This is a genomic window from Veillonella sp. 20925_1_51 (assembly GCF_041431445.1).
GTDB classification, from domain to species: Bacteria; Bacillota; Negativicutes; order Veillonellales; family Veillonellaceae; genus Veillonella; species Veillonella nakazawae.
On sequence record NZ_JAPVXT010000005.1, the window covers coordinates 1 to 16,275 of the forward strand.

Consider the following 16,275-nt stretch of genomic DNA (forward strand, 5'->3'; position numbering starts at 1 on the left):
AACAAGAAGTATTGATGCTACCGGGCATTGGTAAAAAAACAGTGGAACAACTAGAGCATAATGGTGTTATATTTAAAGCCTAAGATGTGACTTGAATTTAATAGCGATCCTAGGATAACGAAGGGCTATTTGTCTTTTTCATAATTAATATAATCCCTTTGATGAGTATCTTGGTACTGATCAAGGGGATTTTAAATTACTACAGGGTTGTACTAATTTTTGTCCTATAACCCCATTATTACGCTAATGTTAGAGCGTTGGGCTAGTTGCTAAATAAAAGAGCTAGAAAAGCGTCTAACCACTTGCAAATGTAGTAGGCGAATACATTTAGCATGACGGCTAGCCAAAACAAATAAAATAGCTGCCACAAATACGAAATAGACATCGTAATTTATGACAGCTATTTGGCAGTACATGGTCAATCTTATAGTGTAATTATTTAGTTATATTCTATTTTTTAAAAGCCTCACCGATGGAATAAATTCCGTCAAATAAGAAACCGAAGGCGATGAAATAGATAAATGCTTCACCAAAAGCGATCGGCTCGAATATAAGTAATAGGCCTAATAGTAAAAGAATTAGTGCAAGCCATTTTGCATTACGTCCCATGAGTGATACCATGCTGTCGGACTTTCTTGATTTAATGAAAATAAAGATGGCTTCAATTACCATCCAGATGCCGATTGTGATTGGGAGTACTAATGGTAGGAATGCAAATCCGCCGGATATTAAATAGATACCGAATAGAGCATTGATAATGCCGCTGATAAGATACCAGCCGCTACGTAATTCAGACGATAACGTAAAATAATTTATAATAGAGCTGACCGCACTGACGAAAAAGATAATAGAAAAAAGCCAGGCAAAAGCTATGAGATTAATAACGGGATTTAAGAGTAAGAATATCCCCAGGATAATGCTTACAATACCCGATAAAATAAAGAAGAATTTACTTGAACCACTCATAATAATTCCTCCAATCATTGGTACTGCCTATTTACACTATACGTGAGATCATGGGGGATGTCAAATTGTAACGATAAAACTGTGTTTTCACAAAACTCACATGTCCATCCTGTTGACACAGTTCTATAGAATACCGTATAATACCTTTATATCTTAAATACGAGCTATGAATGGGTATAAAGGTTTACAAATCCTGCTTTCAGAGAGTTGCCGGTTGGTGCGAGGCAATAGAGGTTGTACGCTGACACTCTCCCGTGAGCTTTGGTGGCGAATGCAGCAGTAGTCATCGACGGTGGTTCCGTTATACCCGCAACGAGTCCCAATTAGGGTGGTACCGTGTTATGAATATAACGCCCCTTTGAGCAACGACAGTTGTTCTGAGGGGCTTTTTTTATTGTAAAAGTCTAGTAAAATTACTGATTTGATGTATCTACGTTGGCTTCAGCCGAAATAGCGTTGAAATCGGCGGTTTTACTAAACTTTCACAATGGATAGATATAATACAGTGTTATGTTTTATTAGTATAGAAAAGGTGAAGATTATGGATCAAAATCGCGTATATTTCTTCGATACAACCCTTCGTGATGGGGAACAAACACCAGGTGTGTCTTTACAAACTCCTGAAAAAATTGAAATTGCGAAAGGCCTAGTACGCCTCGGCATCGACGTAATCGAAGCTGGTTTCCCAGCAGCATCCCCTGGGGATTTTGAAGCAGTACAAACGATTGCACGCGAAGTGAAAGGCGCAACAATTTGTGCGTTGGCACGTGCTAATGAAAAGGACGTACAAAAAGCGATTGATGCATTGAAAGATGCGGAACGTAGCCGTTTGCATGTATTCATTGCTATCTCTGAACTTCATATGGAATATAAATTAAAAATGACTCGCCAAGAGGTATTGGATAAGGTTAAATCCGTATTGGCATATGCAAAAGGTAAGGTTGATGAAATCGAGTTTTCTGGTGAAGATGCGGCACGCTCTGATTTAGATTTCGCATGCCAAGTATTTGGTGTTGCCATTGCTGGTGGTGCAACAATTATTAATGTACCAGATACAGTAGGTTACATGAACCCTAATGAGTTCGGTGATAAAATCCGCTATATTAAAGAACATACACCAGGCATTGAAAATGCAATTATCTCCGTTCACTGCCATGATGACTTAGGTCTTGCTAATGCAAATACGTTAGCTGCTATTAAAGCAGGTGCACGCCAAGTAGAAGGCACAATTAATGGCCTAGGCGAACGGGCTGGTAACGTAGCGATTGAAGAAGTTGTAATGGCTCTTAAAACACGCCATGATTACTTCGGCGACCTTCAAGTGAACATTGATACAAAACAATTTACGAAAGTTTCTAAACTAGTAAGTCGTTTGACAGGTGTTGTAGTTCCTCCAAATAAACCAATCGTTGGATCTAATGCCTTTGCTCATGAGTCTGGTATTCACCAACATGGTATGATGAGCAATCCTGAAACATATGAAATCATGACTCCTGAGTCCGTAGGGGCTGAAAAAACAGACCTCGTATTGGGTAAACACTCTGGCCGTCATGCCTTTGCTGATCATTTGGCAAAACTTGGTTTCCAATCTTTCACAGAAGAGAAAATCAACGACCTCTTCGCTAAATTCAAAGAATTGGCTGACCGTAAAAAACAAGTATACGATGATGACATTATCGCTCTTGTAGTAGACAACTTACATCATAAAAAAGCATTCGAGCTTGTGGCTCAATACTACAAATTGGGTGAAAAAGGCTATGCTTACGCAGACGTTCGTCTCATGACTCCAGAAGGTGAGAAAGCAGATGCTGCCGTAGGTGACGGTCCAGTAGACGCATCCCTTAAAGCAGTTGAACGTGTAGTTGGCTTGCCAATCAGCTTAAAAGACTACCAAATCCGCGCTATTACAGCAGGTAAAGATGCCCTTGGGGAAGCAACCCTTAAGGTAGAATACAACGGTCGTTTATACCATGGTCGTGGTATCAGCACCGATATCGTTAAATCAAGTGTAAATGCATATATTAATGCAGTAAACTCAGTATTCCTAGCTATGGAGCTAGAACAAGAGGAGGAAAAATAATATGGGTATGACCATTACTGAAAAGAATATGGCTCGCCATGCGGGTCTTGATGTTGTAAAACCAGGCCAAATCATCGAATGTCATTTGGATGCGGTATTGATGAACGACATCACATTCCCACCAGCGCGTAAAGAGTTCTTAAAAATCGGCAAACCTGTATTTGACCGTCATAAAATTTACTTGGTACCTGACCATTTCACACCAAACAAAGATATTCAATCCGCTACACAAGCTAAAGTAATGCGCGATTTCGTACGTGAACATGGCATTACAAACTACTTTGAAGTGGGTAGAATGGGTATTGAGCACGTTATTTTGCCAGAAAAAGGCCTTATCGGTCCAGGGGAAATGATGATTGGTGCTGACTCCCACACTTGTACATATGGTGCAGTAAATGCATTCTCCACAGGCGTAGGCTCCACTGATGCGGGCGTAGCTATGGCAGAAGGTAAAACTTGGTTCAAAGTGCCTGAAACAATTAAGGTTGAGCTTATCGGCAAACCTAACAAATGGGTAACTGGTAAAGACGTAATTCTTGATTTAATCGGTCAAATCGGCGTAGACGGCGCTCGTTACATGGCTCTTGAATTCGCTGGCGACGGCGTACAACACATGACTATGGCAGATCGTCTTACAATTTGTAACATGGCTATCGAAGCTGGCGGTAAATGTGGCGTATTCCCTTACGATGCAGTAACTGAAGAATACATCAAAGGCCGCGTAAACCGTCCTGTTGAGCCAATCGCTCCAGATGCTGATGCAGTATATGCTCAAACGATTACAATTGACTTGTCCAAATTGCAACCAGTTGTAGCATTCCCTCATTTGCCATCCAACACACATTACATCAACGAAATCGACAAAGATATTAAAATTGACCAAGTTATCATCGGTTCTTGTACAAATGGCCGTTACGAAGACTTGGTGGCAGCTGCAGAGATCTTCAAAGGCCGCAAAGTAGCTCCATTCGTTCGTTGTATCGTAATCCCTGGTTCCCAAGATGTATACGACCAAGCTATGAAAGATGGTTTGTTAGACATCTTCATTCAAGCTGACTGCGCTGTGTCCACACCAACATGTGGTCCTTGCCTTGGCGGTTACATGGGTATCATGGCTGAAGGGGAACGTACAGTTTCCACTACAAACCGTAACTTCCGTGGTCGTATGGGTCACGTTGATTCTGAAGTATATTTGGCGAGCCCTTACGTGGCGGCAGCAAGTGCTGTATTAGGCCGCATTGCAGGCCCTGAGGAGGTTTAATATGGATTTTGAAAGCAAAAAAATCTGGCGCTACGGCGACGATGTAGATACAGACGTAATTATTCCAGCTCGTTACTTGGCAATTGCTGATTGGAACGAATTGGCAGAACATGCGATGGAAGATATTGATACAACTTTCGCACCTAATGTGAAAGCTGGCGAAATCATGGTAGCAGGTAAAAACTTTGGCTGTGGTTCCTCCCGTGAACACGCACCAGGCGTTATCAAAGCAAAAGGAGTGCCTGTTATCGTAGCACACTCCTTTGCCCGTATCTTCTTCCGTAATGCTATCAACATCGGTTTACCAGTAGTTGAAATCGGTGAACAAGTCGATCGTATCGACGCTGGCGATGCAATCGGCGTAGACTTGTCTAAAGGTATCGTGTATAACTTGACTAAAAACGAACAATACCAAGGGACTGAATTGCCACAATTCATTCAAGATATTGCGGCAGCTGGTGGTCTTGTGAACTTTGCGAAAAACCGCAAGTAAGGGCGAGCCGAACACTCGTCTCAAGCCTCCACTGGCCAGGTCTGACTTCGGCCTGCGGCCTTCGCAGGGCCAAAGTCGTTTTCGACGAGCATTCGGCTCTCGGGAGTGTGAAGGCGCGGCACAGGCTATATAGACCTGAATAGTGCAATAAAGGCTGATGAGTTTGTGGCTCATCTATGAGCATTTGTTATATGGAGAGGTAATATGAGCGAAAAGAATATCGTATTGATTCCTGGTGATGGTATCGGTACTGAGATTATTGCTGCAGCGAAGGCTGTTTGTGATGTGGCTTTTGAGAAAGCTAATGTAAAGGTTAATTGGATTGATAAAAAAGCGGGCGGTGCGTCTATTGATGCATATGGTGTGCCTTTGACTGAGGATACTATCGAGGCTTGTAAAGCAGCTGATGCTGTATTGCTTGGTGCTGTAGGCGGTCCTAAATGGGATAATGTGGATCCTACTATCCGTCCTGAAAAAGCAATCCTTGGTCTTCGCAAGGAGCTTGGTTTGTTCTGTAACTTGCGTCCTGTAAAAATCTATCCATCTTTGCAAGAGTATTCCCCACTTAAAAAGGAACTCGTACAAGATGTAGATTTCGTTATCGTTCGTGAGTTGACTGGCGGTATTTATTTCGGTGAACGCGAAGAGGCACAAGGTGAAGGCGCTAACGAGTTTGCTTGGGATAAAGAAACATACAGCCGTTACGAAGTAGAGCGCATCATGGATATTGCTATGGAAACAGCTCGCAAACGTAACAAAAAGGTTGTATCTGTAGATAAAGCAAATGTATTGGCTTCTTCTCGTTTGTGGCGTAAAATCGCTCAAGAGAAAGCTTCAGCTAATCCAGATATTGCAACAGATTACTTCTACGTAGATAATACAGCGATGCAACTTGTTGTAAATCCTGCACAGTTCGACGTTATCGTTACAACAAACTTGTTCGGCGATATCTTGTCTGACGAAGGTGCTGTTATCTCTGGTTCTATCGGGCTTTTACCATCTGCATCCATGGGTACTGGCACGGCATTGTACGAACCAATCCATGGTTCTGCACCAGACATTATGGGCCAAAACTTGGCGAACCCATTGGGTACAATCTTGTCCGCAGCTATGATGTGCCGTCACTCCCTTGATTTGCCTCAAGTGGCTGACGCTATTGAAAAAGCTGTTGAACAAGTGCTCGTTGATGGTTACCGCACAGGCGATATCTACCGCGAAGGCTTGAAACGCGTAGGTACCACAGAAATGGCGCAAGCTGTTATTGAACGCCTATAATAGGTGCGATTGAGTGCGTACTTATGAATTGAAGAGAGGGTTGTAAGGCCCTCTCTTTTTTGTAGGAGGGGTTATGTTATCTTATTTTTTACTTGCCTTATCTATAGGGCTTGAGCTATTTGCTACGACCATGTTGAAAGCATCTGATGGCTTTACGCGGCCGTTACAGACTATTGCCTGCGTATGTGGTTATGTAGGATCTTTCTATACATTGACGCATGTACTGAAATATATTCCACTCAGTGTTACCTATGCTACCTGGTCTGGCGTAGGTCTCGTGGTGACGGCTCTCATTTCTGTTTTTATCTTTAGTGAGGGCTATAATATGTACACCATTTTGGGGATAGGTCTTATTGTAGTTGGTGTTGTCATCCTTAACTTGTGGGGCAGTGTAGGGAATTAAAACTATAGCTAGTTTCTATATCATAAATTAGAATACTGTAGATGTAGATGTAGATGTAGATGTAGATGTAGATGTAGATGTAGATGTAGATGTAGATGTAGATGTAGATGTAGATGTAATTATTGAGCAATATATTTCAAAGGAGGCCTTTATGAATTCTTCCATGTATCGAAATTTAACCATTACTGCGTTATTGATGGCATTAGCCATCATGATTCCTATTATGATGCCTCTGAAAGTTGTCATTCCACCGGCATCGTATACACTAGCGAGTCACGTGCCTATATTCCTGGCTATGTTCTTGTCTCGTAAGATGGCTGCTTGTGTTGTTATAGGCTCTACGCTAGGTTTCTTTGTAGCTGGCTTCCCTATCGTTATCGTTATGCGCGCTGCATCTCATATCATCTTTGCCTTGATGGGGGCCTATTATATTAAACATCATCCAGGCGTATTGACTGGGGCTCTATCCTTTGCTACGTTCAACCTTGTATGTGCCATCGTTCACGCCATCGGTGAAGTATTAGCATGCCTCTTGTTCTATACTACGACTACGATGCCAAATATCGATCTTATCTACGTCGTATTTGTCCTTGTTGGTGGCGGGACCATCATTCATAGTATAGTTGATGGATATATTGCGTTATATATCTATAAAGCTATCCCAGGATTATCTAAGCCTGAGAATAAATAATCGGACGTTATTCTAGCTTATTTAAGGTAGATAATAAACAACCCGCTATTAAAACTACATATGCTCGTAACCACTCATAGGAAATCTATTGTACGCTAATGTATAGAATTTGATTATCTGTGAGTGGTTTTTTAGAATAATTATCAAATCTGTACCTGCAGATACAGACTTATCAATGTGATATGGGTATAATAAAACCACAGTTAATGACCGAGTTGTGATATATGCATAGGTATATAGATAGGTACATATACACAGATACCACATAGGCCATACATATTGTTAATTGTGAAAGACTTTCACAAGAATTATGGAGGTTATTATGAGAAAGCATATAAAAAATAACGTGTCTTGGGTTGGTAAAATTGACTGGGAATTACAAGAGTTTCACGGTTCTGATTACAGCATTAATAATGGATCTAGCCAAAACGCGTACTTGATTGAAGAGGAGAAAACTGTCCTCATCGATACCGTATGGAAACCTCATTCCTCAGAGTTTATAGACAATTTGGAATCTGAAATTGATCTAAACAAGATTGATTTTATCGTATGTAATCACGGCGAAGTTGATCATAGCGGTTCCTTGCCAGCTTTGATGGAAAAAATTCCAAATACGCCGATTTATTGTACAGAAAATGCTGTTAAATCCTTGGTTGGTCAATACCATCATCCAGAATGGAATTTTAAAACTGTGAAGACAGGTGATTCCGTAGATATCGGTAACGGTAAATCTTTGGTATTCGTAGAAATGCGCATGCTCCATTGGCCTGACTCTATGGCAACCTATATGACTGGCGACAATATTTTGTTCTCTAACGATGCGTTCGGACAACATTTCGCGGTAGAAGAATTGTGGGCCGATAAGGCTGATCAATGTCGTCTATGGGCAGAGGCGATGAAATATTACGCCAATATTTTGAATCCATTCTCTCCATTGGTAAAAGCTAAGGTTGAAGAAATTCAAAAGCTCAACTTGCCAATTGATATTATCGCTACTAGCCATGGTGCAATTTGGCGTGAAAACCCATTGCAAATCGTAGAGAAATACTATGAGTGGTCTCAAGCATACCAAGAAGACCAAATTACAGTCGTATATGACACTATGTGGGATGGTACAAAGAAATTAGCCCATAAAATTGCTGATGAGATTGCTAAACAATCTCCTGATACACGGGTTAAGATCTTTAACATCAGTAAAACAAATAAAAACGACATCATGACAGAAGTATTCAAATCAAAAGCGATCGCCGTTGGTTCTCCGACAGTAGGGAATAGTGTTATCTCTTCTGTAGCTGGTTGGCTCGACTTTTTGCGTGAATTGAAGTTTAAAAATAAAAAGGCTGCCGTATTTGGTACCTACGGTTGGTCTGGTGAATCTACGAAGGTACTTCGTGAAGAATTAACTAAATATGGTTTCTCTGTGGTAGAACCTGAAATTAAATGTAACTGGAATCCAGATGCAGATGATTTTGGTAAAGCAGAAGAACTTGTAAAAGCCTTGTTGGCTTAATATATAAAAAGCTCCTAACGTTCATGTAACGTAGGAGCTTTTTGGTATTTATGATAGCTATGGAAAGAATATGGATGCTGTATATATAGATTAAGCCTTGTTTTGTAAACTTATGCGAATATTTTGGGTGATATGTGTATACTTATTAAGTTATTTAAGTAGATATAGAATACTATTAAGAGTAAAAATAAAATTATTATAAAATCCAGAAAAATGATTAATTATTCTCTCATTGGAAGTTCAGAAAGTGTTCATGAAGTTAATGTGAATAAGGGTTGGTGGGCTACTTGAAATATTCATAAAACTTATTAAAATAGCAATTATTTATAAGTTATACAAAATATATTCTGTAGAATCTTTAAAAAGCTGTGATTTTTCTTACTCATCATTAAAAATGATGAGTATATTGATACAACAAAGAATGCCAGTAATCATGCTATTTTTTGGAATTATGAAGAGTTATTAATGAACTTTATATGGGAAAAAGGCTTGTTTATATCGTAAAACTTTGATATGCTATGCGGGTAATCAACAATATAAATTTTTCTTAAATTGAATCAAATATATTTCTTATGTGAGAAGTGAGAAGTATATTTTATCAGCCCGAGGAGAGAGGCGGAACTTAGAGAGGTTGAAAAATTGTATTGTGTTTGGTTAAGAATTTTAATTTAGTGAGGGTGTAAGATGAGAGAAAACAAACATTCCAAAAAATTAGCGTTTGCTGTATTGGCTGCTGCTGCAGCTGTAGGTGCTACTGTTGCTCCGGTAAGTGCAGCAACACCTGTATCTACAGCAGATGGTTTTATTTTTGCAGCCGTAGGTGATCAAGCTGGTCAAACTCCAGATACTACACATAATAGTATTTCTTATGGTACTGTTGCAAATGGTACAGCTACTAGCATCGCTGTAGGTCAAGGTAATACAATTACAAGCGCTAATGGTTCTAGCAGTGCATACGGTAACCAAAACTCCATTAATGGTAACCAAGCTAACGCATTTGGCGATGGTAACACTGTAACAGGTGCATTTGCACAAGCTTTCGGTGATAGCAACGTAATTAACGGTACAAATGCTATCGGTTATGGTTATAACAATACTGTAGATGGTACAACTAAAAACTACCGCGATCGTACTTTCGATAATGAACCTGATTCTGCTACATTGTTAAACGGTTCTTGGAATAGCAACTCCGTAGCTATTGGTTCTAAAAATACTGCATTAGGTAGCTCTGCATTGGCAGTAGGTAATGCAGCACAAGCAAAAATGAGCGAATCCGTTGCTATTGGTCATGAAGCTCAAGCTGACAAAACTTGGGGCATTGCAATCGGTACTCGAGCAACAGCTTCCGATGTACGTTCTTTAGCTCTTGGTCACCAAGCAAAATCCACTGGTTACAAAGCTAATGCTATCGGTGCTGATGCTACAGCTAATGGCAACCATGCTAATGCTATTGGTTCCTCTGCAACAGCTACTGGCGATCATGCACAAGCATTCGGTGCTGGAGCTCAAGCAACAGGCGTACGTACTAACGTATTCGGTTCTGATGCAGCTGCAACTGCTGATTACAGCATTGCAATCGGTAACAAAGCTAATGCATCCACTGCAAACTCCATTGCATTAGGTGCTGACTCCACTACTCGTTCTGCAACAAATGTAACTAGCGCAACTGTAGCTGGCCATACATATGGTGGCTTCGCAGGTACTAGCCCTGTAGGCTCTGTATCCGTTGGTAAAGCTGGTCAAGAACGCCAAATCCACAACGTAGCAGCTGGTAAAATTTCCGCTGATTCCACAGATGCTGTAAATGGTAGCCAATTGTACTCCGTAGCAAATGATTTACAAACTCAAATCAACAACTCCACACCAGGTCAAATCAACAATAATATTACTAACTTGAACAACCGAGTTGGCAATGTTGAAAAACGCGTTAATAAAGTAGGTGCAGGTTCTGCTGCATTGGCTGCTTTACATCCATTGGACTTCAATCCAGATGACAAATGGACAATCGCTGCTGGTTATGGTCACTACCACAATGCTAACTCCGCTGCATTGGGCGCTTTCTACCGTCCTAACGAAGACACAATGTTCTCCGTTGGTGGTACTGTAGGTACTGGCGAATCTCAATTGAATGCTGGCGTATCCATTCGTCTTGGTAAACGTTCCCCTGAGTCCCGCTCTCGCGTAGCTATGGGCCGTGAAATTGCTGAATTGAATGCACGTCTTCAAGATATGGAAAACAAATATAACAACTTGTTACAAATCTTGACTCCACATGCAATTGATCCTAGTAAAACTGCTGAATTCCCAGACGTTCCTCGTAACCACTGGGCTTACCAATACATTAGCCAATTGGCTGGTAATGGTATCCTTGTTGGCTACCCTGATGGCACATTCAAAGGCGACGTTAAGATGACTCGTTACGAATTCGCTACTATGTTGTACCGTGCACTTCAAAATGGTGCTCCTATCGATGACAACATGAAACGTGCTATGAACGAATTTGGTCCTGAATTACAAAATATCCGTCTTAACCACTTCCGTGTTGATCGTATTTCTGGTGCTGACAACGATCGTCATAAAACAGAACGTGTTCGCGTTAACAACGAACCTAAAACTCAACGCGACGTATACGGTTCCCGTATTAATCAATAATATATTGATAACTTCCCCTCGAGCTTTTGAAAGCTCAAAAACAGGATGTATCCTTGAGATACATCCTGTTTTTTTGTATTTATATAGATATTAATATATTGCCTCTGAAATATTAATATTTATACATTCCGTGTATATTGGATAACTTTTATGGTAGAGCAGTATTGATGCTATAAAAATATCTATATTACAATATATCATCCTCTATTTTCTTCTTAGGCATTAAAACTTCATGCAATATTTATGTAAATATATTGCAACTTAATACGTATAAGTGTATAATAACGGTCATAAGTAATAAATATGCAAAACTAGTGAATAAAAACATAAATATGAGGGAATGACAATGAAAGAATTTAGACAATTAACAGTAGCGGATACAGCAGAATATCATAAGGTATTAATCGACGGCTATGCAGCGATTAAAGACTATCCAATTACATTCGATGCTATCGATTTTACTGAAGAAGAATCCAAGGCATGGATCGAAACCTATCCTGTATATGGATTGTATATTGATGGGCAACTTGTTAGTTCCATTACGTTCTGTATGCCGTGGATTAAATATTCTACACCGGATAAATTTCCCCACATTGCTCACTTTGTAACGGCACCTGAGTTCAAAGGTAAAGGCTATGCTCGGGAAACGCTTGGTCATGCGGAAGAATTATTGATCGATCAATTTAAAACGCCAGCTGTTACATTAGGTACAGCACAAGAACATCCGTGGTTGCCTAAAATGTATGAATCTTTCGGCTTTAAAGCATATGATAAAGTTCATTTTAGAGGTAAACAACATACTACTATACTTTTCAAAAAAGATTTATTATAGTTGCCTAGTAACTAATCAAACCTTATACATAACTATTTTGATATAGAGTGTACTTAATGTGACATAATAACTGTATCAAATGAGAGTAATGTATAAGGTTTATTTGTTTATGCAAAAAAAACATATTTGGGTATATAATGTAAACATATATATTATATCTATGAACTATAGAACTAGTTTATAGATGGTTTGTAGAAAGGATGTGAGACTATGTTAGTCTTATCTGGTATTTTAGTGATGGTCATCGGTCTGATGCTGCGCTTTAATGCCTTGTTAGTTGTCGTAGCCGCAGGTTTTGTAACGGGCCTTGCAGGTGGTCTCAGTATCAACGATATCGTTGGTGCCATTGGGGAGGCTTTCGTTAAAAATCGTTATATGTCATTATTTATTTTGATTTTACCTGTTATTGGTCTTATGGAACGTCATGGCTTACGTGAACGAGCAGAAATTTTGATCGGCAAGATTAACGCTGCTACGGCTGGTCGTATCTTTATGATTTATTTATTTGTGCGCCAAGTAACTGTAGCTTTTGGTATTAACATGTCCGGTATGGTTGCCATGGTACGTCCGTTGATCGCACCTATGAGTGAAGCTGCAGTAGCTCAAGGTCGCCCAGTATCTCAACGTACTCTTGATAAGGTGCGTGGTATAGCTGCTTCTGCAGATAATACAGGCAATTTCTTCGGTCAAAACTTGTTCCTTGCTGCTGGTGGGTTATTGCTTATCAAAGGCGTTATGGAACAATTAGGTTATTCTGTAGAGTTAACAGATATGGTGTTATACGGATTGCCAACTGCTGTTTGTGCCTATATCGTTAACTTCATTCGCTTTATTATCTTTGATAAAACAATTCAAGCCTCTGTAGCTCGTGACGAAGAGGATATGAAATCTGGTAAATTAGTACCTAATGAATTTAATATCCTTGTTACACCAGAAGAATTAAAGAAGGAGGCTGAATAATATGTTAGAACTTATCTATAAAATGCAGCCCTTAGATTATGTATATCTTCTCGTAGGGATTATTCTATTTATCTTTGCCATTCAATCATTCCTTGATAAAGAACATAAATATCGTATCGGTACAGGCTTATTCTGGCTCTTGTACAGCGTGTCCTTTATCTTTGGCTCTTATCTATCTAAGGAAATCAATGGCTGGCTCGTTATCGCCATGGCTGCTATCGTCTTGGTAAAACAACTCGGCAAAGGTCATTACTTTGAATCTCCTATTGAATTCAAAAAAGGCGAAGCAGTTCGTATTGGTAATGTTATTTTCGTACCGGCTTTACTTGTTGGTATCATCACATTTATCATTGGCTTCTTTACTAAATTAGGCGCTCTTGTAGGCCTTGGTATTGCAGCCATCATTGCTATGGGTGCTGCTCTTTACATCACTAAGGGTTCATTTAACCAAGGGTTCCATGAAGGTCGTCGTCTCATCGATGCTATCGGTTGGACTGCTATTTTGTCCCAATTATTAGCGGCCCTAGGCTATCTATTTAATTTGGCTGGCGTTGGTAAAATTATCTCCAGTGCTGTAGCTAGTGTGGTGCCTGCCGATAATGTATTCCTCGTAGTTGTAGCTTACTGCATCGGTATGGTCATCTTCACAATGATCATGGGTAACGCCTTTGCAGCCTTTGCGATGATTACAAGTGCTATCGGTGTTCCAATGCTCGTTGTAGCTCATGGTGCAAACCCAGCTGCTATTGGTGCTATCGCAATGCTTGCTGGCTATTGCGGTACTTTGATGACACCTATGGCGGCAAACTTTAACATCGTACCGGTAGCGCTCCTTGAAATGCGCGACCAATACGGCGTTATTAAAGCTCAACTTCCAATTGCATTGATTATGCTCGTATTAAACATCTTATTGATGTATTACTTTATTTAACCCTTTTCTATGAAAGTATGATATTCTTATGAAACTATATGATATATCCTTTTAAGGTTACGTGTCATGTTTGATTATTTTAATGCACCATAAGATATATCGTTATGAGGTAGTGTGATGAAAACAATTTTGATTACCGGTTTTGATCCATTTGGCGGTGAACCTATTAACCCAGCTTGGGAAGCGGTAAAAATAATGGATGGCTATACCGATGGTGAGTATAAGGTAGTAACTCAAATGGTTCCTACTGTACGTTACAAATCTGTTGATACTGTGAAAGCAGCGGCTGAACAATGCCAACCAGACTTTATTCTATGTGTAGGTCAAGCAGGGGGGCGCCCAGATATTACAGTAGAACGTGTTGCTATTAACTGCGATGACTTCCGCATTCCAGACAATGGAGGCAACCAACCTGAAGATGAACCTGTTGTAGCAGATGGCCCTAGTGCCTATTTTGCAACGTTGCCAATTAAAAACATCGTTAATGCATTGCACCAAAATGGCATTCCTGCAAAGGTTTCTAATACAGCTGGTACCTTTGTATGCAATCACTTGATGTATGGAGTGTGTCATTATGCAGCACAAAAAGGCAATATTAAGGCGGGCTTCATGCACATTCCGTACTTGCCATCTCAAGTTGTGGATAAACCAAATCAACCAAGTATGGCTGTTGAAACTGTACGTGCCACATTGGAAACCATCGTTCACGTATTAGCTCATGGTGAAAGCTACAAGGCACAAGATATTAACTATACAACACCTCACGAATAAATGTGATATCTATATGAGAGAAGGTCTTTTTAATGAATAAAAAGTTGGTAGCAAGTTTAGTTTCCTGTATGGTATTGGGTTCTGTAAGTGTGTATGCAGCCAATCCATTTTCCGATGTAGATGCTTCTAGTTGGGCGTATCAATCTGTTGAGCAATTAGCAAATGCAGGTATTATTAATGGATACCCTGATGGAACTTTCAAAGGCAGCAATCCTATTACGCGTTACGAAATGGCTCAAATGGTGGCTAAAGCGATGGCTAACCAAGATAAAGCCAATGCTGAACAACAAGCGATGATTAATCGATTGGCCGATGAATTCGGTTCTGAGCTCAACACATTAGGTGTACGAGTAGCCAAATTAGAAAATCAAGTAGGGAATGTAAAGGTAACTGGTAACTATCGATTGCGTTACCGTGGCAGCGAATTGAAAAATGATACCTATGCGTATGGTAAACATTCTTCCTTTGATTATCGCGCCCGTGTTATCTTTAATGCTAAAGTTAATGATAAAACTGATGCTGTTGTACGTATTCAAGGCTCTAGTGAACTCGGTAATAGCAATGCAACACAAGGCAAAATTAATCTTGCCTATGTAGATCATCATTTCGGTAAAGACACAACTTTGCGCGTAGGGCGTCAGCTCTATACACCAGCTCTAGGTCTTATGTATGATGATCTCGTTGATGGTGCTCGTCTCATGTACAAACATGGCAAGCTTGATGTGTCCGCTAGTTATGGTTACTGGTTGGGCGGCGCTCCTACATACCAAACTAAAGACAATACTATTACTGCCGCTATGGTTGAAGTTAAAGGTAAACTCAATAAACATGTTACCCTTGGCGGTATGTATGGTCGCTTCCATAATGGTAAATTGTACCAAGGCCAAGATGTGGATGCACTTACTGGTAAACAAGTTAAATCCTTTATTGATTCTCCATACAAAAACATTTGGGGCCTCAACGCAAACATGAACTTTAAACGTTGGAACGTCTTCGGCGAATGGCTTACAGCACCAGGCGTATCTGATTCTCATGCGTGGATGGCTAGCCTTGGTTATGGTAACTATGACATTAAGAAAGCTCATACTTATAGCGTTCGCGGTCAATACTACTATGAAGAAGCAAATTCTCCAATCTTCAGTAGTGCCTTTGCTCCTGCCTATAGCTTCTACAATCAACACTATGTAGATAATAAAGGCGTCGGCCATGTACGTAATGGCTTTAAAGGCTTCGTAGCTAATGTAAACTACGTACCATTCCAAAATGTATCCATCGGTGCTTACTATGGCTTCGGTAATAAAGATATGGACGGTAATAAATTAGGTGATTACTGGCGTACAGATGTAAACTTCATGTTCTAATTACATAATCTAAATAAAGCTCGAGTTATATCTAGAAAAGATATAGCTCGGGCTTTTTTGTTTTCAATAATCATTATAAATTTTAAATA

At 40.0% G+C, this 16,275-nt stretch carries 15 protein-coding genes and 1 other annotated feature; of the genes, 13 read left to right on the plus strand and 2 right to left on the minus strand.

Annotation, left to right across the window (positions count from 1 at the left end; translation table 11 throughout):
• Nucleotides 1-450: 450 nt before the first annotated feature.
• Nucleotides 451-966, minus strand: a complete 516-nt coding sequence (locus O3607_RS06370) for a DUF308 domain-containing protein (protein WP_302209198.1) — start codon at nt 964-966, stop codon at nt 451-453.
• A 157-nt stretch (nt 967-1,123) separates the two neighbouring features.
• Nucleotides 1,124-1,327: a binding site (T-box leader), on the plus strand.
• Nucleotides 1,328-1,507: 180 nt separating this feature from the next.
• On the opposite strand from O3607_RS06370, the gene O3607_RS06375 reads away from it, so the two are divergent.
• The 5 genes from O3607_RS06375 (at nt 1,508) to O3607_RS06395 (ending at nt 6,478) form a co-directional block, all read left to right on the plus strand.
• A complete protein-coding gene (locus O3607_RS06375) occupies nt 1,508-3,046 on the plus strand; it encodes a 2-isopropylmalate synthase (RefSeq protein ID WP_105089572.1) in 1,539 nt (512 codons plus the stop codon).
• A gap of 1 nt (nt 3,047) precedes the next feature.
• Nucleotides 3,048-4,307, plus strand: coding sequence for a 3-isopropylmalate dehydratase large subunit (gene leuC / locus O3607_RS06380; protein WP_005387441.1), 1,260 nt, complete (start codon nt 3,048-3,050; stop codon nt 4,305-4,307).
• A 1-nt stretch (nt 4,308) separates the two neighbouring features.
• Nucleotides 4,309-4,800 (plus strand): 3-isopropylmalate dehydratase small subunit, encoded by a 492-nt coding sequence (locus O3607_RS06385; protein ID WP_009351898.1) that lies wholly within the window; start codon nt 4,309-4,311, stop codon nt 4,798-4,800.
• 204 nt (nt 4,801-5,004) lie between these two features.
• Nucleotides 5,005-6,075 (plus strand): 3-isopropylmalate dehydrogenase, encoded by a 1,071-nt coding sequence (gene leuB / locus O3607_RS06390; protein ID WP_287542782.1) that lies wholly within the window; start codon nt 5,005-5,007, stop codon nt 6,073-6,075.
• Between the two features lie 73 nt (nt 6,076-6,148).
• Nucleotides 6,149-6,478, plus strand: a complete 330-nt coding sequence (locus O3607_RS06395; protein WP_060924999.1) for a multidrug efflux SMR transporter — start codon at nt 6,149-6,151, stop codon at nt 6,476-6,478.
• Between the two features lie 27 nt (nt 6,479-6,505).
• Here the strand turns inward: O3607_RS06395 and O3607_RS06400 are convergent, their stop codons facing one another.
• A complete protein-coding gene (locus O3607_RS06400) occupies nt 6,506-6,643 on the minus strand; it encodes a hypothetical protein (protein WP_316690111.1) in 138 nt (45 codons plus the stop codon).
• Here O3607_RS06400 and O3607_RS06405 point away from each other — a divergent pair.
• From O3607_RS06405 to O3607_RS06440, 8 genes are all read left to right on the plus strand, one after another.
• A complete protein-coding gene (locus tag O3607_RS06405) occupies nt 6,630-7,169 on the plus strand; it encodes a hypothetical protein (RefSeq protein ID WP_119206645.1) in 540 nt (179 codons plus the stop codon). The two genes, O3607_RS06400 and O3607_RS06405, sit on opposite strands and share 14 nt — an antisense overlap.
• A gap of 322 nt (nt 7,170-7,491) precedes the next feature.
• The gene (locus tag O3607_RS06410) at nt 7,492-8,679 is read left to right on the plus strand and encodes an MBL fold metallo-hydrolase (RefSeq protein ID WP_016476159.1); all 1,188 of its coding nucleotides are present in this window, start codon (nt 7,492-7,494) and stop codon (nt 8,677-8,679) included.
• A 684-nt stretch (nt 8,680-9,363) separates the two neighbouring features.
• Nucleotides 9,364-11,331 (plus strand): S-layer homology domain-containing protein, encoded by a 1,968-nt coding sequence (locus O3607_RS06415; protein WP_371443577.1) that lies wholly within the window; start codon nt 9,364-9,366, stop codon nt 11,329-11,331.
• A 346-nt stretch (nt 11,332-11,677) separates the two neighbouring features.
• Nucleotides 11,678-12,163 (plus strand): GNAT family N-acetyltransferase, encoded by a 486-nt coding sequence (locus tag O3607_RS06420; RefSeq protein WP_195186333.1) that lies wholly within the window; start codon nt 11,678-11,680, stop codon nt 12,161-12,163.
• A 210-nt stretch (nt 12,164-12,373) separates the two neighbouring features.
• Entirely contained in the window at nt 12,374-13,123 is a 750-nt protein-coding gene (locus O3607_RS06425) for a DUF969 domain-containing protein (RefSeq protein WP_038149042.1), read from the plus strand.
• A gap of 1 nt (nt 13,124) precedes the next feature.
• Nucleotides 13,125-14,054, plus strand: coding sequence for a DUF979 domain-containing protein (locus tag O3607_RS06430; protein WP_129823523.1), 930 nt, complete (start codon nt 13,125-13,127; stop codon nt 14,052-14,054).
• A gap of 117 nt (nt 14,055-14,171) precedes the next feature.
• Complete coding sequence (gene pcp / locus O3607_RS06435; protein WP_287533529.1) at nt 14,172-14,825, plus strand: pyroglutamyl-peptidase I; 654 nt, start codon at nt 14,172-14,174, stop codon at nt 14,823-14,825.
• Nucleotides 14,826-14,857: 32 nt separating this feature from the next.
• Nucleotides 14,858-16,186: an S-layer homology domain-containing protein gene (locus O3607_RS06440; protein ID WP_298697115.1), complete on the plus strand. Its 1,329-nt coding sequence runs from the start codon at nt 14,858-14,860 to the stop codon at nt 16,184-16,186.
• Nucleotides 16,187-16,275 lie beyond the last annotated feature (89 nt).

Bases quoted from the DNA above. Each gene is read 5' to 3' on its own strand.
- O3607_RS06410 (WP_016476159.1), top strand. From the start codon at position 7,492: ATGAGAAAGCATATAAAAAATAACGTGTCTTGGGTTGGTAAAATTGAC.
- O3607_RS06440 (WP_298697115.1), top strand. From the start codon at position 14,858: ATGAATAAAAAGTTGGTAGCAAGTTTAGTTTCCTGTATGGTATTGGGT.
- O3607_RS06430 (WP_129823523.1), top strand. From the start codon at position 13,125: ATGTTAGAACTTATCTATAAAATGCAGCCCTTAGATTATGTATATCTT.
- O3607_RS06370 (WP_302209198.1), bottom strand. From the start codon at position 966: ATGAGTGGTTCAAGTAAATTCTTCTTTATTTTATCGGGTATTGTAAGC.
- O3607_RS06375 (WP_105089572.1), top strand. From the start codon at position 1,508: ATGGATCAAAATCGCGTATATTTCTTCGATACAACCCTTCGTGATGGG.
- O3607_RS06425 (WP_038149042.1), top strand. From the start codon at position 12,374: ATGTTAGTCTTATCTGGTATTTTAGTGATGGTCATCGGTCTGATGCTG.
- O3607_RS06395 (WP_060924999.1), top strand. From the start codon at position 6,149: ATGTTATCTTATTTTTTACTTGCCTTATCTATAGGGCTTGAGCTATTT.
- O3607_RS06400 (WP_316690111.1), bottom strand. From the start codon at position 6,643: ATGGAAGAATTCATAAAGGCCTCCTTTGAAATATATTGCTCAATAATT.
- O3607_RS06420 (WP_195186333.1), top strand. From the start codon at position 11,678: ATGAAAGAATTTAGACAATTAACAGTAGCGGATACAGCAGAATATCAT.
- pcp (WP_287533529.1), top strand. From the start codon at position 14,172: ATGAAAACAATTTTGATTACCGGTTTTGATCCATTTGGCGGTGAACCT.
- leuB (WP_287542782.1), top strand. From the start codon at position 5,005: ATGAGCGAAAAGAATATCGTATTGATTCCTGGTGATGGTATCGGTACT.
- O3607_RS06415 (WP_371443577.1), top strand. From the start codon at position 9,364: ATGAGAGAAAACAAACATTCCAAAAAATTAGCGTTTGCTGTATTGGCT.
- O3607_RS06385 (WP_009351898.1), top strand. From the start codon at position 4,309: ATGGATTTTGAAAGCAAAAAAATCTGGCGCTACGGCGACGATGTAGAT.
- leuC (WP_005387441.1), top strand. From the start codon at position 3,048: ATGGGTATGACCATTACTGAAAAGAATATGGCTCGCCATGCGGGTCTT.
- O3607_RS06405 (WP_119206645.1), top strand. From the start codon at position 6,630: ATGAATTCTTCCATGTATCGAAATTTAACCATTACTGCGTTATTGATG.